Below are 19,781 nucleotides of genomic sequence, written 5' to 3' on the forward strand. Positions count from 1 at the left end.
ACACCGGTGTTTTATGAAAATAGTAAACAACATATTATTTGTGAATAAGGAAGGGGATAAGAGAGTGGGAAGAAAATTAAAACGTATTGTTAGCTTAGCACTTTGTTTGTTTATGATAGTGCTGTTATTACCTCCAATGAAGGTGAATGCATCCGAAAGTCTTCGGGGAGAGTCAATTTATCAAATTATGGTTGACCGTTTTTATGATGGAGATAAGACGAATAATGCAACAGGAGAAGCTTTTCGATATGCTGAGAACTCACAAGAAGATTTTCGCTATATGCATGGCGGTGACTGGCAAGGAATCATAGATAAGATTTCTTACATTAAGAATATGGGATATACGGCTATCTGGATTTCACCGGTTTCAGATCCACAGCTTTGGGGAATACCTGATTCCAATGGCAAGCAGTGGCCAACTGCCTATCACGGATATAATGTATTTGATCCAAATCGTGCCAACCGCTATTTTGGTTCGAAAGATCCACAAGATAGCAAGGATAAGCTAAAGGAATTAGTAGATGTTTGTCACGATAATGGAATAAAGGTCATATTTGATGTTGTTCCGAATCATGTGGGAGATTATCTTCAAGGGACGGGAAGTAAAGCTCATTATACGACTGGAACAGGTTTAAAAGAGGGCACACAATTGCAGCCGGCGTCTCCTTTTAATAATGTTTCATGGTATCACAATAAAGGAGATATTAATTTTGACTTGGAGCATCCGCATACGGCTTCAAGCACACAGATGCTTGAAGATCATGATTTGGGTGGTTTGGATGATATTGATTTTGATAATAAGGATGCCAAAAATGCAATATTTGATTCGATTAAAAACTGGTTTACCTATACAGGGGCAGATGCTGCCAGAGTTGACGCGGCAAAATGTATGAAGCCATCAGATATTCATGAATTACAGGAACATTTAGGGGTTGCAACATTTGGTGAAAATTTTGATATGCATGTGGATTTTATAAAGGATTGGGTCGGAGATAACGCAGAAACAGGAATGCTTGATTTTCCACTGTTTCAAGCAATTGTAAATGATTTTGCTTATGGACAGAATTTTAACAATACATCAGAAATATCAATTCAATCCATTTTAGCGCAAGATCACCTTTATGGCACTCATCTTAATGATATGGTTACTTTTATTGACAATCACGATAGAAATCGTTTTCTAACAGAAACAGGTGGAGATGTTGATAAACTACATAATGCATTGACTTTTATTTTTGCGGCAAGGGGCACTCCGGTAGTATTCCAGGGGACGGAGCAAAATAGAGGAAATGCGAATGGTCAGGGAATCAACGGGATTGCAGATACCTGGAATCGCTGGTCGATGGTAACTAAAGATGGAAACGGAAATGTATTAAAAGACTATTTTAATACATCGACTGATACATATCAACTTATTCGGACCTTGAATGAACTTCGGGGAAAATATGAAGCTCTAAGTTCTGGAACACAGCGTGAAATGTGGACTTCAATGCATACCTATGCTTTTTCAAGGAGAATGGACAGCGGAAAGCATGTGGGACAGGAACTAATTTGTGCGTTTCATAATTCCAAAGGAACAGATGCCGAAACAATGTCGATACGTGCCGAAAGTACGATAAAGGCAGGAACTACTTTAGTAAATGTCATGAATCCAAATGATAGAATAACAGTATCGCCAGATAAGAAAATCACTATAACACTTACCGGAGACACTTCTAAAATATATGCTGTAGATGAAGATGCCGGTGAGACAATTCCGGTGACCATTCATATACGCAATGCATCTACTGACTGGGGACAGAAGATTTATATTCTTGGAAACTGTGCGGAACTTGGGAACTGGAATCCAATTAAAGCGGCAGGGCCGGCAGTCTGCCCCAACTATCCTGAGTGGAATTTGACAATATATCTTACAGCAGGTCAGAAAGTTGAATTTAAGGCGATTAAGAAGAATGAGGCAGGCAATGTCATATGGCAAAGTGGCGAAAACCACAGCTATACGGTACCATCATCGGATTCGGGGAAAGTAAGTATTGATTGGTAAAATAGTTTCATTATTTTGAATGGAGGGTATGGGATATGAAAAAGAAGATGGCACTGATTTTGTGTATTGCAATGGCTGCCATGTGTTTATCAGGATGTAGTAAGAATACGGAAAGTTTTGCAACAAAGCAGGAAAGTAAGGAATCATTAACTACAATCCGTATTTGGCATGATGGAGATAAGGCAATTATGCAGATGATGGAACATCGGCTTAATGAGGCTTTAAGTGATAATGGTATCACCGTTAAATTTGAGCAAAAAAGTGGCTTGACTGATCAGATCAAACTATATGAAAGTGATGAGGTAAACGGTCCGGATATGTATATGTATGCCCATGACTCTCTTGGAATGTTTGTTGAAATGGGGGCTTTGGCACCATTAGCAGACGTCATTGACAAAAAAGTTTATGCGGATATGCTTCCGATGACACTTAAAGCAGGGAATTATAAGGATTCGCAGTATCTTATGCCTGTTTATTTTGAAACACTGCTTTTTATTTATAATAAGGATTTGTGGGAGGGAGAAGTGCCTTCTACCACAGATGAGCTTTATTCCTATATGAAGAACCATACAGATATAACGAAAGGAACGTATGCTTTAGTGAATCAGCATTCAACTGCTTATAATGTAGCTCCCTTCATTAACGGATTTGGAGGATTTATTATGAATGAGCAGGCTAAGCCAGGGTTAAGTGACGAAAAAACCAAGGAAGCAGTTGAATATCATAAAAAGTTTGCAGACTTAGAAGCAGATGGGGACTACAATACGGTAAATGCCCTTTTTAATGAAGGAAAAGCAGCAGCAATTATTGGAGGTCCATGGCTGATAGCAGGAGTTAAAGAAGCTAAAATCAATTATGGAATAAAATCCTTATCTGATTTTACACTTCCAAACGGTAATGCACTGGCACCATATTCAGGCGTGCAGGGAATTGGTGTTATGAAGCATGCAGCAGAAGCCAAAAAAGATGCAGTAGCAAAGGTATTAGAAGAAATTGCAAATCCGGAGATTGGAATTGATCTGGCAGAAAATTCGGGATGTGCACCAGCGAATCAAAAATCTTATGAATCTAAAACTGTGGCAAATGATGAGATGATAGCTGCAATGAGGCGGACTGCGGATACAGCACAGCCAATGCCAAATATTCCACAAATGAGTGTAATGTGGGGGCCAACAGAATCACTGCTTGCAGCAGTAAATAAATCAGGCAAAGATTTCAGCACTGCTGCTGATGAATATCAGAAGGTAGCGGAAAATGCAATAGCCGATATGAAATAAAGTTATATAGAGGTATGACGAAGAAAAAATAAAAGAAGATAAGTTTTATCTTTTCTTTGTATGATCGACTAACGTCTCAACATAGTTAGTCGATCATACAAAAGTCACTTGTGTGTCAATTATGCGGGGAAGTTGTTGTGCTGCAGCTCACTGGAACATGAGAGCTTTGTTTTCGCTTTATAATAGGATTGTTTGTTACAGATAAGAGATATAGGAGTAGGCAATTTATGAAAAAGAAAAATAAATTTCTTCCATGGGGATATAGTTTTTCCTCTATTTTATTAATCGGTTTGATTGTGGTCTTTCCGATTATTTATACCATATATATTTCGTTTACTAATATGAATCTGTATCATTGGACGGACTATGAATTTATAGCATTCAGTAATTATAGACGTGCATTAACTAAATTAGATTCGGGTTTTATGTCTGCATTATTTACTACAATCATATGGACTGTATTAAATATGGTTATTCAAATCTTTGTTGCGTATTTGGTTGCATTGGGATTGAATGTAAAGGGACTTAAACTAGCAAGGCTATACAAGACATTGCTGATGTTCCCTTGGGCGATGCCGGCATACGTATCGATTTTATTATGGAGAGTAGGTATGTATAATCCGCAGTATGGCCTATTAAATAAAATACTTTCAGCTTTAGGTTTTTCTAAAGTGGATTTTTTGTCAGAAAATATTCCGGCTTTTCTTTCCTGTATGGTATTGAATTTGTGGATGGCGCTGCCATTTCTTATTATGATGATGGATGGGGCATTTCAGAGTGTGGATAATAGCTATTATGAAAGTGCAAAATTAGATGGAGCCGGATGGTGGGCACAAAACTTATATATAACAATTCCCTCGATTAAGCCTATTTTAGCACCTTCGATTATTATGACAACGTTTACCACCTTTAAACAGTTTGATATTATCTATTTATTAACGATGCAAAAAGGTTCTCTTACAGGAGCAACCCTGCAAACAGTTATTACGTATGCTCACCAAAATGCGTTTGTATCGAATAATTATGGGCTTTCATCCGCTGTTTCCATTGTGATATTTGGATTCATAATTCTATTTTCTTTATTTATCAATCGTGGAATTCGGGAGGAAAAGGCATGAAGAAAAAAGCAGCAAAACGCGTAGCTGGTTTAAGTATTTTAAATTTATTTTTTATATTGATGTGTTTTATTACCTTAATTCCTATTTTATATGCATTTCTGCTTTCCATAAGCAATGAAAGCTCTGCATTTGGAAGTGGGTTCCTCTTACCCCGAAATCCTACCCTAAAAAATTATGAAGCGATCCTCTTAGAGGAGCCTTTTCTAGTTTGGCTTAAGAATTCTGTGGTTCTTAGTCTGGGAACAATGATACTTGCAATGGGAACTTCAGTGACAGCGTCATATGCATTTTCTCGTTTTCGTTTTCGGGGAAGGAATGAAATGTTAAAGCTTTTGTTAATATTAAATGCCTTTCCACAAATTTTATCGATGTTTGCCATTTTTAGACTATTTAAAAATATGAATCTTTTAAATAATTACATAGGATTAATCCTTATTTATGCAGGAAGCATGTGCATATTTAGCATTTGGAATATGAAAGGATATTTTGATACCATTCCAATCGAAATTGAGGAAGCCGCAAGAATAGATGGAGGAAGTCCGGGACAGATCATTTGGAAAATCATATTACCACTTGCCAGACCTTCCATTATCGTGACTGCGGTTATGGTATTAATATTTGTATGGAATGAGTATCTTTTTGCAACTACATTTTTAATGAGGGAGGAAAACTATACTCTTGCAGGTGGACTTTATCAGCTTCAAGCCAATGATTATAGCAGAAGTTGGTCTTTGTTTTCAGCAGCTGCAATATTAGTTTCGATTCCTATTTTGCTTGTATTTTTTTCTATACAAAAATATATGATATCAGGACTGACAGCAGGAGGAGTGAAAGGATAATGAAAAACAATATGAAGATAAATCGAGAGGCAGTCTTGCATATACCTTTATCAAATTATGCATTTGCCAATTCTGAATGTAATTTAACAATAAGAATACGCGCGCAAAAGGACAATGTGTCAGCGTGTACCTTATACTATGGTGATAGGGCTTGTAATACCACCCCCGTTATTTTTGACGAAATTTCCATGGAAATAAAAGCAAGGGATGAATATTTTGACTATTATGAGGCAACATTTGAAACGCCATTTCAACGTGTCTGCTATTATTTTAAACTACTAAATGAAGGAGAGTGGACATACTATTACTCAGAACGTTTTACAAAGGAGCTAGCCGTTATTTATTTAGAAGGTAACATTTTGGAAGGAAGAAGCGAGTATTATCAATATCCTTACATATTGAAAGATGAAATACCAGATGTTCCAACGTGGTTTAAAAAGGCAGTTGTGTATAATATATTTCCTGATAGTTTTACCTGCGGGGAATATAACCCACCCTCACAACCTAAGGAAATGGTTTTAGAAAATGGAAAGGTATGTAAATCAAGATTAGGAGGAACGCTGAAAGGAATCTTTGAAAATCTGGATTATATTCAAACACTTGGTTTTAACTGTATTTACCTTAATCCGATATTTGCGGCAGGTGAATACCACAAGTATGATTCAATTGATTATTATCATATTGATCCTTGTTTTGGAACAAATGAGGAATTTAAAAGCTTAGTTGAAGAACTTCACAAAAGAGAGATGAAGATCATTATAGATGGAGTTTTTAATCATTGCAGTTGGGAGTTTTTTGCCTTTGAAGATGTAATGGAAAAGGGAGAAGAATCAAAGTATCTAAACTGGTTTTATGAATTAAATCTTCCGCTTCGCCGCCCGCTGTCAGAAAAGGAAAAACCGGATTATGCCTGCTTTGCTTATGAACGCAAGATGCCAAAACTAAATACCTCAAATGAAGAGGTACAAAAATATTTTGCCAATGTAGGTGCATATTGGATTCGTGAGTACAAATTAGATGGATGGCGATTAGATGTAGCAAATGAAATTGACAGGAATTTCTGGAGGAAGTTCAGAGAGGCAGTGAAAAGAGAAAATAAAGAAGCAATACTCATTGGAGAGGTGTGGGAGAATGCAGAAAGCTGGCTTCGCGGAGATGCCTTTGATTCTACCATGAATTATGAATTTAGAAGAATTTGCCGGGATTATATAGTCGGTGATAATAAAAATGCTTTAACTGCTGCGAAACAGCTAGAACAAATGAGGCTGCGATATCCCACCAATCTTGTAAACGGACAGTTAAATCTTTTGGATAGCCATGATGTACCCAGATTTTTATCGATTTGCAAGGGGGATCAAAGAAAATGGAAGCTGGCTTGTATATTGCTTATGCTGCTACCGGGAGTCCCTAGTTTGTTTTACGGAGATGAACAGGCAATATGCGGAATTAAGGAAAATGAGTATAGGAATCCCATGGTATGGGGGCAAAATCCGCAACTATGCGAATTTGTGCAAAATATGATAGAGATAAGGAAGGAATATATAGAGGAAAATACTTCATATGAAGTATTATGGGAAGATACCGATGAACAAGTGCTGACCTTTGTTAGAGAAGGAAGGAAAGGAAGGTTATTAGTAAGTTTGAATATTGCAGAGACCAGTCGGGTCTGGAAAAGGGAAGAGGGAAAAATGATTCTCACCTCCTCGAGTAATAAAGAACTTCTTGAAACAATGGGATATAAAATATATCTTATTTAGTAAAGGAATTCCGAATGTTTTGTCGCCGTTACTCAATTTTTTCATTTAACAACGTCCTTTGTGGTTTTGCTTAGATGTCTTATTCGTTTAGAATATAGCCGGAAAGAGCAATACCACAATAAGGACTACGGCTAATATGACACCGTTGTGGTAAGCCGTGGTCATGAGCATCGCCGAGCCCAATGCACCTCCAATAATTTCATTAGGTTTAAAAATGATATCTTGACAAAAATATGTAGATAGTAATATTATAGTTATAACAACTAAATGAGTGAGGTGATAATTTGAGTACTGAATATGATTATACAAAACTAATTGGATACAAAATAATTAAAGGTGAGGTGCTGATTAAAAGAAAGATACTCAGTACATTTATGGAAAAAGGGTATGACATTACTTTTGAGCAGTGGACCGTGCTGAACGTATTATATGAGAGTCCAGGATTAATTCAAAGTGAAATTGCTGAAAAAACATATAAAGACAAGACAAATGTCACCAGAATACTAGATGTGCTTTCTAAAAATGGGTATGTAATAAGAGAAAATCATGAAAAAGACAGGAGGAGCTCTTGTATTTTCCTCACAGAAAAAGGGAGTAAAATGTTTGATGATCTAATAACCTGCGTAACATCCATTAATGATCAGTTCAAGAAAGGAATAACCAATGCTGAATTGGAGGTGCTTGATAGCATTCTTGAAAGGATATGCAATAATGCGGAATAAATCTTTTTGTAATATAGTTGTTATATCTACTATATACATAACAACTAATGCGTGAAAATGAGAGGAGCTATTTATCATGGTAAGATTATCATTAAAGGAAAAAATAGCATTCAAGTTTGTCTTCAATGAAAAAATATATCAAAGATGGTACGGACGATTTCTATCTTTTGGGGTTGATTACTGGAGATTGAAACGTGTTATTTCTAGAATTCATAACTGGCTACAATGGTGCAGTGAGTGGACCAAGGAAGGAGATGAAGTTTATAAAAAAGGGGAAGAAGCATTAAAGGAAGGGTATAAAACTAAGGCGAAAGAAATGTTTCATGAAGCTACAGCCTGCTATCATATTGGTCAACATATATTTTTCATTGATAGTGCGCAAAAAGAAAAGGCACAGGAAAAAGCAAGAACAAGTTATAAAAGAGCAATTAGCTTATCTGATGAAGAGGATAGGCCCATATTCATTGAGATTCCTTTTAATGGAATAAAAATTCCCGGATATCTCAGACTTTCAAATTCCCCCAATATGCCGCTGGTGATTTTTGTTAACGGAATGGATAACATAAAAGAAGCTGAGGGCCATGCGCAGGGCACTGTATTCAAACAAAATGGCTTTAATTTCTTCACGTTTGACGGACCAGGTCAGGGAGAACTTTGGAAGGATATGAAATTTGATTCAAAAGAATATCATAAAGCGGTATCTGCTATTATTGACTGGTTTATGAAACAGGACCAGTATAATATTGATTTAAGTAGAATTGCTCTAGTTGGTTTCAGCTTAGGCGGATATCTGGCACCCATGTCCACAGCTTACGATAAGCGAGTAAAATGTACCGTAGGAAACAGTGGTCTTGTTTATATAGGAGGATTAGCTGGATTGAAGCGACTTAATCCAATCTGGCAGAGAGGGGTAACCTATATGACTGGATGTGAAACGCTGGAACAAGCTGTTAACAAATTCAACTGGGATATTGAAGATTCTCCTAATCTGCAAGTGCCACTATTATTCTATCATGCGGGAAAAGATGAGGTAATGCCATCTCCTAAAATACATGCAGATAAAATGATGAAATGGGCAAAGGGTGAAAAAATTCTTAAATATTATGAAGACGGGGAACATTGTACACAAAATCACTTGGATGAAGTATTTCCAGAAATAATTGACTGGCTAAAGGATAAATTTGAAATGCATTAAACTGTTATAGAGGTAACGTATACAGAAACTACTATGTAGCATTAGCACGGCAAATTAATGTGGGAGGTATCTATAAAAGCACCTTTAACCAGAAGAATGTTATAAGGAATATTTGGTTAATCAAAAAACGAGTAATCTAAAAAAATACTCGTTTTTTTGTTCTTTAAAATATGATATAATCAAAAAAAGTAATTTAATAAAATACAAAGGGGAACATACATATGAAAGAAAGAATCGTGCCGAGAATTAACACAAACTTGCGCAGTCATACAGTGATTGTTCCAGATGCTATAAATCAGGCAACAGGGATTATTATTAACGGACAGCGTGTAAAATCAATTTTATTTTCTACAGATGTCGCAATTATTGCAAATTGCAACGCTGATGCAGTCATTGCCGTATATCCGTTTACCCCCTCATTGCAAATTACAAATGCAATTATTGATGTCTCACAAAAACCTGTTTTTGCGGGCATTGGTGGTGGCACAACCGCTGGGGCCAGAGTTCGTGAAATCGCCCTAGATGCTGAGTTACATGGAGCCATAGCAGTGGTACTCAATGCGCCAACGAAAACAGAATTTGTAAAGAGTTTATCAGAATATATTGATATTCCAATTGTATTATCCATTATATCAATCAATGAGAATCTGGAGGAACGAATGCTGGAATCGGGAGCTAATATTGTTAACGTGTCTGGTGGAAAGAATACCGTTGAGATTATTAAGGAGTTGCGAAAGATTGATCCATCTTTTCCAATTATTGCAACTGGAGGTCCAAACAAAGCGACGGTAGAAGCAGTGATAGAAGCAGGAGCGAACGCTGTCACCTATACACCTCCAACCAATGGTGAAATATTCAGACATATCATGGAAGAGTATCGTAAGCGTTGTGAAATAACGAATGGTCTTTGAGACTATTTATGAAGTGTTTTCTGTAACTAGTTATTATGTTTTTTATAAATAACTTGCTTGTTACGCTAAAATATTATATAATATTAGAGCTTTAGAGTTGAGAATTTGGTGTATATTGGAAACGTTGCTACTTGCATGAACAACACAGATACTTTGCTTAATTTTATTACTAGGAGGAGCATCAAATGCCAAGAAACAAATTCCAAACTATTATTTTCACTCTATTAATGACCTTTTTTATGGTGTATGTTATGATTTGCTATAATATTGCACTGGATATGGGTAACATGAAAAATCAGATATTTTTACTGGCTTTTCATGAAATGATTATTATGTGGCCAGCCGCAATTATAATTGAATTACTAATTGGTGAAAGAATCACCATGAAGTTAGCGAAAAGAATTATCGCACCGGTTATGGAGAATTCGATTTTTATTGTATTGTTGATATCAGCATTGACTGTTTGTGTGATGTGTCCAATCATGAGTCTGATTGCCGTGATACTTTTTAAAAATCCTGGCACTGAGATCGTAGCTGTTTGGCTTAATACGGTTGTATTTAATTTTCCAATGGCTCTTATGTCACAGATTTTCTTTGTAGGACCTTTCGTACGTTTGATTTTTAATAACATTTTTAAAAGTAATTTTGAAAAGGCAGTAGTGAAATAATAAGGAATAATCTGACCTGGTAGACTGTCAGGTCTTTCTATTTATTCCGGCAGGTGCCGGATGATCTAGGAATAGAGTATCACACAGTAAAAGCCGGCTAATTAGCCGGCTCTTGCTTTGTAAAATAGAGGTGGATTTTACTATAATTCCTTTACAGCCTTTAGTTCAATATATCCTCTACTTCCAAGAGGCTCTAATTGAATACGAGGATTTTCCTCATCCCAGATGAATCCCATAAAAGAGGGATCGTATTGACTCATCGATTCTTGTAGTTCCAAAATGGCTTCGCAATAGTCGTCATCAGCAAAGGGTTCCCCTCGAAACATTAAATATTTTGCTGCTGGCAGTAAAATAGTATCAAATCCATTGGGAATCACTCCGTCATAGTCCAATGATACTTCAACACCTTGCACATATTCTGAGGTATTTGGACTTTTGTAAGCATGTGGAAGCCAAAGACAAACAGGCTCATTGCCGATGGACTTTATACTGGTAAGCAGTCCCCAGACATCACAGCCAACTTCCTCACAGTAAGCAAAATAATCCGTTGCTTTTTCTCCTCGTTTTACGATTACTTTTCTAGCAGGCTTTTCAACCAATTGGATAAATACAGTTTTTGTACGTTTCATAGGAATCTCCTTTCGAACTGTTAGATCGCTAACTCTGTATGGAGTGAAAAGGTATAGAGGTATTGGGGTTCTTGCGTATTCTCTTGGATTGCAGCCAAACTCTCGCAGAAACGCACGCTGGTAACCATCTGTGCTGCCAAATCCAAGTTCCAAGGCAACATCAATGATTTTACAAGATTCATCTCTCAGCTTAAGTGCTGACTTAGACAGTCGAAGTCGCCGAATATAGTCAGCAGGTGTCATGTTTACATACTGAGAAAATAATCTGTGAGAATGCCAAGGAGAAAAGTTTGAAGCATTTGCCAAGTCAGCAAGTGTAATATTCTCTTGTAAGTGCTGCTCAATATAATCCTGCATTCGCCTTACGGCTGACATCTGTTCCTCCATTTTCCACCTCCTTACAGCAATAATCATAACAGTAGTAAAAGAAAATCACTCGACTATTTTTGCTAATCTGTTTTTAGTTTATCACACAAGCGATACAAAAACCACAATTCTGATACCGTGATAGTCAAGCAAGAAAAGGTGCCATCCTTTTGTTTTATTGACCAGTTTTCCTAAGCTATGTATAATGAGAGAACGGTAGAAGAGATGCAATCCATCCAACCGGACAGAAGTGAGCAAACTATAACAGGAAAGTGTGAAGAATATCTTCTATAATACGTTATACAGGGAGGGAAGTATTGATGGAATGGGTAACTCTTATACAGAAAGCAATTGATTATATGGAAGATCATCTTTTGGAGAAGATCAACTATGAGGATGCTGCTAGACAAGTACATATGTCTTCTTACAATTTTCACAGGACATTTAGCTTGATGGCAGGGATGACGGCAAATGAATATATTCGCAATCGCAGGCTGTCTCTTGCAGGGCAGGAGCTGCAGCTAACGGATATAAAAATTATAGATGTCGCCTACAAATATGGCTATGAAACGCCGGAAAGTTTTTCGAAAGCATTTTCTAGGTTTCATGGTGTATCCCCAAAGCTTGCCAGTGTAAAAGGCACTCAGCTTTCTTTATTTAACGCCTTAGTCATTAAAATCGTATTGGAAGGTGGAAAATCCATGGATTACAGAGTAGAAGCAGTTGGGAAGAGAACGTTTATTTCAAAAGTAATGGCATTTCGCAATGAAATCATTAATGAAGAAGATAATAATGAGATACCTCAGTTCTGGGATAGATGCCGTAAGGAAGACATCCTGAAACAGATGCTTGGTATGCGACCAGAGGGGAAAAAGGATTTATATGGACTTTGTAGTCCGACCAATGAAAGTGAAACCACCTTTGATTATGGCATTGGAGTTTTGCTTGATGAGGAAACGGATTCAGGGGATGAGATATCCTTACAAAATAATGGTTTTCAGATATGGAATGTTGACCCTGCAGAGTATGTGGTATTTAAATGTTATGGAGATAATGGTGATTGTATTGGTGAAGCCTGGAGCCGGTTTTTTAAGGAATTCCTACCCCAATCTGGCTATGTACAGACGGAAGATACAGACATGGAAGTGTATTATGATATAAAGGAACCAGGATTGTTTTGTGAGCTGTGGATACCAATTGAAAAGAAAAAAGAAATTAATTAGTCCAATCAAATTTTAAAACTGTTTGAGCGTCTGCATAAGGTTGTTTTTATGCAGGCGCTCTTTTCATCGATTTGTACTAGGAAGAAAAGGATGCTAATTCAGGTGTTTGATTAGAGCCTTCAGCCGTTCTGATAAAACTTTTTTAAGGGAATCGGGCTTTATAGATTGAATGTTTTCTCCATAGGACATGAAATAATGTGCAATAAAGGTTTCTTCTCCTGGATTATAAAATCCACGGATAAAATATTGTCCATGCTCCAAGAACAGTTCCATGGAGGGATAATGTTCTTTGTAAAATAAATCAGCTCCCTCATTTGAAATAGCTACCTCAAAATCCGTTGCACCTGATTTTTTATATAAGTGATCAGCTTTTCTTTGGAATTCTTCCAATGGCTTTGCCTGATATAGGTGACTTTCTTCCATATCAATGATTTTATCACAGCGAAACACTCGAGATTCATTGGTCTTAAAGTTATACCCGGTAGCATACCACTGGCCGTAGGCAGAGGTAATGTCAAAAAATTGTACCACATAACGGTGTTCCTGATTATTTTTTCTATAAACCACTTCACAAACTTTTTCTTCGATTGCATATTGAAGAATGTCCTTTAGAAAATGGCAATGATTATAATGTTTGATGGAACCTAGGCGAAAGACTTGTTCCATGCGGTGCAATAAGGTAATGTTATCGGAAGAAATACAAGTTTCAAATTTCACTTTTAATTGATTTAAGCTTAAATGAAAGGGAGTGCTCTCATAAGCTTCTAGCGTAAGCATGGAGAAATACAAGGCGAAAACCTCGTCCATAGTAAAAAGAATGGGAGACAGCAGTCGGTTTTTAAGGATGCCATAATAGCCATTTCTACCTTGTTTGGAATAGATGGGCAACCCCATTCGTTCTAAAGACTGTACGTCCCTGAGCGCAGTGCTTCTTGAAATTTCAAAGCGCTCCATAATATCCTTAAGACGAAAGGTGCTTTTATCTTTTAAAAACATAGTCATATCGCTTAAACGTTCTGTTTTATTCATATATTTTTCCGTTTCCTGATGAATGTTAAAAGGTGTCATAATATGCAACCTTTTAACATTATACTACAAATATGAAAAGAAAAATAGGTTAATCCAATATGGTGAAACTACATTAAATAAATTAAATTAAATTGAATTAAATCGGGGGTGCAAAAAAGATCAAACTGGTACGAATGACCCTATTAACGAGATGCAAGGATTGAAAATATCATATGAAGCCCGGGAAATGTGCTGTAGGTCTTCCTTGTAAAAAGATAAGAACTTTGGTTTTGTTTATTATCGACAAAAAACACCTCTGGATATTGTCATAAACGTAGAAAGGCCTAAAAAGTTGTTGCATAATAGCAGAAATGATGATATATTATGCTTGAGTTGATGACAACTAAATAAATCAATATGATGACGTGTTACTGGTAATGCAGGCAAGATCGGATTAAACGAATGTTTATAAGACGTATGGGGTAGTTTGTCTTATAAGGAGTTTGTTTAATTGGGTCTTTTTATTTTGTCATTCCGGCCGGATGAGAAGATAAGAAAATACTTGAAAGGGGTTTTGGATATGAATTATAATCAAATAGCCAAAGATATTTTAACAAATGTTGGCGGTTCTAGTAACGTAAAAGGACTGACCCATTGTTTTACAAGATTAAGATTTCAATTAAAGGATTCTAAGAAGGCAAATAAAGAAACAATTGAGCAGTTAGAAGGTGTAATATCCGTTGTGGAAAGCGGAGGACAGTTTCAAGTGGTATTGGGAACGAAAGTGAATAATGTCTATGATGCCATCGTTCCTATGATATCCATTGATGAAACAACAGAAATCAGCGAAGAGAAGGTATCCATCTGGAACCGTATTCTAATTGCGGTTTCAGCTATGTTTACACCTATGGTCCCTGCGATTGCTGCTTCCGGACTTTTAAAAGGTTTCCTTACCATAGCAAAAATCTTGGCAGCGAAACAAGGTGTGGATATTACGGTTAACCAAACGTACACATTGATCATGGCAGGTACAGATGCCCTGTTCTATTTCATGCCCGTTATTTTAGCTTATACCAGTGCTAAAGTGTTTAAGGCAAATGAATTTATTGCCATGGCACTTGGCGGCACCATGTGTTACCCTTCCGTCGTAGCACTGATGACCGGTAAAGATGTAGTAAGCATGTTCGGTGTTACAATTACCAAAGCAAGTTATGCTTCCTCTGTTATTCCGATTATTATTGGAGTTTTCATTCTTTCCTATATACAGAAATTTTTAGAAAAAGTGATTCCAGAAGTATTAAAGATCATTCTGGTTCCTGGTTTATCACTCCTAGTTATGCTTCCAGCAACCTTTATGGTATTTGGCCCGATTGGTATCTACATCGGTAATGCAATTACCTTTGTTTACACTGGTATGATGAATTTAAGTCCAGCCATCTGCGGTGCCTTTATTGGCGGTATGTGGTGCGTGTTTGTTATTTTTGGAGCTCATAGAGCACTGCTTCCGATTGGTATTAATGATGTCGCTCAGTTCGGACACCAGAATCTTCTGGCTTTTGCAGGCGCTGCGAATTTTTCACAGGGTGGAGCCGCACTGGGTGTTATGTTAAAGACCAAGAATAAAGATTTAAAGACGGTAGCAGCATCAGCAGCAATTTCTGCTTCTGTTTGTGGGATTACAGAACCAGCGATTTACGGATGTAACCTTCGTTTAAAAAGACCGATGATTTATGCCATCATTTGCGGTGCCATTGGCGGAGCAATTATGGGTGTTGGTGGTGTATATGGTGATTCCTTTGCCAACAACGGAATTCTTACCTTTGCAACGTATGCGGCATTTGGAATGAAACCATTTGTATATTATCTGATTGGTGTAGGCGTTTCCTTCTTTGGCGCAATGATACTTACTTACCTGTTTGGTTTTGATGAAATGGGAGATAAGAAAAAGAAAGCAAACGCGGCGGCAGAAGTTGAAACAGCAGAATTAGAGGTAGCGTCAGAATTAAAAGTAAATGAGTTAGATCCATCCGAAGCTGATTTATTAATCTACTCACCAATTGAAGGTGAAGCTGTTTCTATGACAAAAGTAAATGATGAGGTATTTTCTTCTTTGGCTTTAGGAAACGGAATTGCCATTATTCCTGAAAAGGGAGAGGTAGTAGCGCCGGAAGACTGTACTGTAACTTTGATTTATCCAACCCTTCATGCACTTGGCCTCATGTTAGATAATGGGGTAGAAATGATCATCCACGTTGGTATCGACACTGTTCAGTTAGAAGGAAAACATTTTGAGAAGTTTGTAGAAGAAGGCAGTCATATTAAAAAAGGAACTAAAATTCTGGCCTTTGATATCGATGCACTTAAAAAGGATGGCTATGATACCATCGTTCCGATTATCGTAAGCAATACTCCTGTATTTCAGCAGGTTTCCGGTATTTCAGGTAAAGGGGCGACCCTTGAAAAGCCTGTCATTGCCATCAAAAAAAATCAGTAAAGGAGTTTTGAAATGGATAAATTAAAAGCTAAGTTTCCTGAAAAATTTTTATGGGGAGCATCCTCTTCCGCATTTCAGATTGAAGGCGGTTGGGCTGAAGGTGGAAAAGGGCCAACCGTTGCAGATGTAAATTCCTTTAAGCGTTCCCATTTACAGGCAGACAGTAAAGTTGCCAGCGATTTCTTTCATCACTGGCCAGAGGATATTGCTCTTATGAAGGAGATGGGATTGAATCTTTACCGTTTCTCCATTGCTTGGGCTAGAATCATGCCGGACGGAGACGGAGAAATCAATCAGGCGGGCATTGATTTTTATAATAATGTCATCAACTGCTTGTTGGAACATGGAATTCAACCATTTATCACACTGTACCACTTTGATCTTCCCCATGCACTGGTTGAAAAATACAATGGCTGGGAATCCAGAGAATGCGTGAAAGCATTTGAGCGCTATGCTAAGGTTTGTTTTGAGGCGTTTGGTGACAGAGTGAGTAGTTGGCAGGTTCATAACGAACAAAATCTTATGGTTCGTGTAAATGAACGGGTGAACATCACTACAGAAGATAGCTGGGAGGCGGATCGCCAAAGAGCACAGATGGATTATCATATGTTCCTGGCTCATGCCCTGGCAGTAAAAGCGTGTCACTCCATCATTCCGGAAGGAAAGATTGGTCCGGCGGTATCATCCACCTGTACCTATCCAGAAAGCAATCAACCGGAAGATGTTTGGGCAGCTAAGTTAAATGATTGGTTTAAGACAGATTACTGTCTGGACATGCATTACTATGGCTGTTATCCAGGATACTATATGCGTTATCTGGAAGAGAGAAACATCGTTCCGATTATGATGCCGGAGGATGAGGGGATTTTAAAAGATGCAAAAATGGATTTCATTGCGGTGAATTATTACCGTACACTTTGTGTCAGTTATCTGCCAGCGGATGACAAACATCCGGTAGGAGAGAGAGCTTTCCCAATCAATCAGGTTGACTTTGACCAGTATGGATATTTCCATCATTTGAAAAATGAACATCTTGCTTCCAGCGAATATGGAGCACAGATTGATCCCTTAGGCCTACGTACCGTACTAAACAATTATTATCAGAAATATCATCTTCCTCTAATCGTTACAGAAAATGGACTGGGCACCGCTGATACCCTGACAGAAGACGGAAAAGTCCATGACGATTATCGAATCGATTACTTAAAAGCGCATATTCTGGCTTGCAGCCAGGCAATAGAAGACGGAGTCGAGATGATGGGGTATTCCCCATGGTCCTTTATGGATTTGCTCAGCTCCCACGAGGGATTTAAGAAACGTTACGGTTTCGTTTATATCAATCGTGAGGATCATGACTTAAAAGATATGAGCCGCATTAAGAAAGACAGCTTTTATTGGTATAAACGGGTAATCGAAACGAACGGGGAAGAACTCTAAATAACAGAAATGGGGTTTGGTTATGAGGGTTGTTAAGGTAATGAATAATTCTCTGCTGCTGGCACTTGACGACAGCGGCAGAGAAGTGATCTTGATGGGAAAGGGAATTGGTTTTAATAAATCCATCGGACATCATTTGAAAAGTGAAGACATTGAGAAGGTGTTTGTCTTAAAAGACCGGTCCATATCAAAGAATATCATCCGTCTCGCATCTGAAATTGACAGCACTTATTTTGAACTGGCAAAGCAAGTAATTGACCATGCCATTGAAGCTTATGGAATGGTGCTGATGGAGCATATTTACCTGGGGCTAACGGACCATCTTTCTTTTGCTGTAAAAAGATACAATGAGGGGATTTTAATACAGAATTTTTATACTCAGACATTAAAGCGTTTTAATCCGAAGGAATACCAGGTCGGCTTATATGCTCTGCAGCTTGTGAGGGAGCAGCTGCATGTGGACTTACCCCAGGATGAGGCCGGCAACATTGCCTTTCATTTTATCAATGCCCAAACAAATAACTCTTATAGTACAGACAACCAGACAATATTTGAAACGGTTAAAGGAATTTTAGATATTGTGAAATATAACTTCTCCATTGTTTATAATGAAGATGGGATCGGTTATACCCGTTTCGTAACGCATTTGCGGCTTTTTGCACAACGGCTTGTGAATGGCAGTCAGGATTTATATGATTATGAGGACTCCTTTTATACCCATGTAATTGAAAGTTGTCCAAGAGAATACGAATGTGTCAGAAAAATCGGTATTTTCATTCGGGAAAAGTTTGATTCAAGACTGTCAAGACAGGAAGAAATGTATTTAACGGTCCATATTCATCGGATATTGGAGGAATACTCTCAGCAAAACAAGAAATGAAGGGACAGAGATTGAACAAACAAACTTTTACGCGCAAACAGGAAATCCGTTTTCTTGCTATGGTTTCCCTGTTTTGGTTTGCGCAGTACATATACATTCCATATCAAACCACATACCTAAATCTTTTAGGTGTCAGCAGTGCATTCACTGGAATGGTTTTAGGAGCTTATGGGATTACCCAGCTAGTATTTCGGTTTCCCATAGGACTTTGTGCGGATTCCATTGGAAGGCATAAATGTTTCATCATGGCAGGAACTCTTTTTTCTGGATTAGCCTCTTTATTTCGAATTTTTTGGGGCGATGGAATGGGATATTTAGTAGCAAACCTCTTCTCAGGACTTGCTTCTGCCATGTGGATTTCGTTTATGATATTTTATACCAACCATTTTTCAACGAAAGGACAGCAGGCGGCTACCAGCAGAATCGTGTTATTTAACAACTTTGGTATGCTCATCGGTTTTTTGTTAAGCACTATCGGTTACAGTAGGATCGGAATGATGGGAATATGTATTCTCAGTGTGTGTGCCGGACTGCTTGCCTTTTTTCTCTCACTTCAAATAAAAGAACCATGCCAAAAGATGGAGACGATTGATAGAAAGGATCTTCTATCTGTATGCAAGATCAAGCGGTTGTGGTTGTTCGCCATTCTTGCTTTAATTCAGCAGGGAATTCAGCTTACGACAGCGATGTCATTTACAAATCAAATCCTAAAAGACCTTGGAGGTTCCAATGGTCTAGTTGGTTTATCTTCCATCATATATATGGTTTCAGCCGTAGGGTTTGCCGCGTTCGCATCTACCTTTCTCTGTTGTAAGAGAGGCCCTAAATTCTGGATACCAGCAGTCTTTGTGGTTGTATCTGTATACTGTATCCTGGTACCATCAGCAAAAAGTAGTTCAGAACTTTTGATATTGCAAATACTGCCTGGAATGTCTACGGGAATCCTGTTTTCTTATATAAATTCAGAGGCAATGTGTGGGATTCCAGCGGAAAAGCGTTCAACGGCAATGGGACTCTTTCAGGCAGTTTACGCCATTGGTATGACCACATTTCCAATCTTTACAGGAACCATAGCCTCTGCCTTTAGCATCCGGTGCAGTTATATGATGCTGGCAGGAATTGCTCTTATCGGTACGGCAGTATCAATTTTATATTATATGAATCATAGCAGTTGTAGGAAAGAAAACTAAAAAACAATTGTGAAACGCTCCCT

Annotated in this window: 16 protein-coding genes; 14 read left to right on the forward strand and 2 right to left on the reverse strand. The window is 37.7% G+C overall.

Features of this window, described 5'->3' with window-relative positions; all coding sequences use genetic code 11:
* Positions 1–64: 64 nt before the first annotated feature.
* The 9 genes from BET01_RS18410 to BET01_RS18450 all read left to right on the forward strand — a co-directional run bounded on the left by BET01_RS18410 (position 65) and on the right by BET01_RS18450 (position 10,531).
* Complete coding sequence (locus BET01_RS18410; protein WP_207667655.1) at positions 65–2,044, forward strand: alpha-amylase family glycosyl hydrolase; 1,980 nt, start codon at positions 65–67, stop codon at positions 2,042–2,044.
* A gap of 35 nt (positions 2,045–2,079) precedes the next feature.
* Positions 2,080–3,321 (forward strand): extracellular solute-binding protein, encoded by a 1,242-nt coding sequence (locus tag BET01_RS18415; protein WP_120198341.1) that lies wholly within the window; start codon positions 2,080–2,082, stop codon positions 3,319–3,321.
* Between the two features lie 227 nt (positions 3,322–3,548).
* Positions 3,549–4,439: a carbohydrate ABC transporter permease gene (locus BET01_RS18420; RefSeq protein WP_120198342.1), complete on the forward strand. Its 891-nt coding sequence runs from the start codon at positions 3,549–3,551 to the stop codon at positions 4,437–4,439.
* Positions 4,436–5,278 (forward strand): sugar ABC transporter permease, encoded by an 843-nt coding sequence (locus tag BET01_RS18425; protein WP_120198343.1) that lies wholly within the window; start codon positions 4,436–4,438, stop codon positions 5,276–5,278. The genes BET01_RS18420 and BET01_RS18425 overlap by 4 nt, the downstream gene beginning before the upstream one ends.
* Positions 5,278–7,035 carry a glycoside hydrolase family 13 protein gene (locus BET01_RS18430; protein WP_120198344.1) on the forward strand — a complete coding sequence of 586 codons (1,758 nt, stop codon included), beginning with the start codon at positions 5,278–5,280 and terminating at the stop codon, positions 7,033–7,035. The genes BET01_RS18425 and BET01_RS18430 overlap by 1 nt, the downstream gene beginning before the upstream one ends.
* A gap of 284 nt (positions 7,036–7,319) precedes the next feature.
* Positions 7,320–7,757, forward strand: coding sequence for a MarR family winged helix-turn-helix transcriptional regulator (locus BET01_RS18435; protein ID WP_120198345.1), 438 nt, complete (start codon positions 7,320–7,322; stop codon positions 7,755–7,757).
* 76 nt (positions 7,758–7,833) lie between these two features.
* Positions 7,834–8,952, forward strand: a complete 1,119-nt coding sequence (locus tag BET01_RS18440; protein WP_120198346.1) for an alpha/beta hydrolase family protein — start codon at positions 7,834–7,836, stop codon at positions 8,950–8,952.
* Between the two features lie 221 nt (positions 8,953–9,173).
* Complete coding sequence (locus BET01_RS18445) at positions 9,174–9,863, forward strand: beta/alpha barrel domain-containing protein (RefSeq protein WP_120198347.1); 690 nt, start codon at positions 9,174–9,176, stop codon at positions 9,861–9,863.
* Positions 9,864–10,048: 185 nt separating this feature from the next.
* Positions 10,049–10,531, forward strand: coding sequence for a DUF2798 domain-containing protein (locus BET01_RS18450; RefSeq protein WP_120198348.1), 483 nt, complete (start codon positions 10,049–10,051; stop codon positions 10,529–10,531).
* Between the two features lie 140 nt (positions 10,532–10,671).
* Here the strand turns inward: BET01_RS18450 and BET01_RS18455 are convergent, their stop codons facing one another.
* Positions 10,672–11,547 (reverse strand): AraC family transcriptional regulator, encoded by an 876-nt coding sequence (locus BET01_RS18455; RefSeq protein WP_207667656.1) that lies wholly within the window; start codon positions 11,545–11,547, stop codon positions 10,672–10,674.
* A 299-nt stretch (positions 11,548–11,846) separates the two neighbouring features.
* Between BET01_RS18455 and BET01_RS18460 the strand changes: the two genes are divergently transcribed.
* Positions 11,847–12,749, forward strand: a complete 903-nt coding sequence (locus BET01_RS18460) for an AraC family transcriptional regulator (RefSeq protein WP_120198349.1) — start codon at positions 11,847–11,849, stop codon at positions 12,747–12,749.
* Between the two features lie 93 nt (positions 12,750–12,842).
* Here BET01_RS18460 and BET01_RS18465 read toward each other — a convergent pair whose 3' ends face one another.
* Complete coding sequence (locus BET01_RS18465) at positions 12,843–13,778, reverse strand: helix-turn-helix transcriptional regulator (RefSeq protein ID WP_120198407.1); 936 nt, start codon at positions 13,776–13,778, stop codon at positions 12,843–12,845.
* 559 nt (positions 13,779–14,337) lie between these two features.
* On the opposite strand from BET01_RS18465, the gene BET01_RS18470 reads away from it, so the two are divergent.
* The 4 genes from BET01_RS18470 to BET01_RS18485 are packed head-to-tail and all read left to right on the forward strand — an operon-like array spanning position 14,338 to position 19,758.
* Positions 14,338–16,251, forward strand: a complete 1,914-nt coding sequence (locus BET01_RS18470) for a beta-glucoside-specific PTS transporter subunit IIABC (RefSeq protein ID WP_120198408.1) — start codon at positions 14,338–14,340, stop codon at positions 16,249–16,251.
* A gap of 12 nt (positions 16,252–16,263) precedes the next feature.
* Entirely contained in the window at positions 16,264–17,688 is a 1,425-nt protein-coding gene (locus BET01_RS18475) for a glycoside hydrolase family 1 protein (protein WP_120198350.1), read from the forward strand.
* A gap of 22 nt (positions 17,689–17,710) precedes the next feature.
* Positions 17,711–18,568 carry a PRD domain-containing protein gene (locus tag BET01_RS18480; RefSeq protein WP_120198351.1) on the forward strand — a complete coding sequence of 286 codons (858 nt, stop codon included), beginning with the start codon at positions 17,711–17,713 and terminating at the stop codon, positions 18,566–18,568.
* An 11-nt stretch (positions 18,569–18,579) separates the two neighbouring features.
* The gene (locus BET01_RS18485; protein ID WP_243117273.1) at positions 18,580–19,758 is read left to right on the forward strand and encodes an MFS transporter; all 1,179 of its coding nucleotides are present in this window, start codon (positions 18,580–18,582) and stop codon (positions 19,756–19,758) included.
* Positions 19,759–19,781: the final 23 nt, after the last annotated feature.

The organism is Lacrimispora algidixylanolytica (assembly GCF_003609635.1).
Classification (GTDB): Bacteria; Bacillota; Clostridia; order Lachnospirales; family Lachnospiraceae; genus Lacrimispora; species Lacrimispora algidixylanolytica.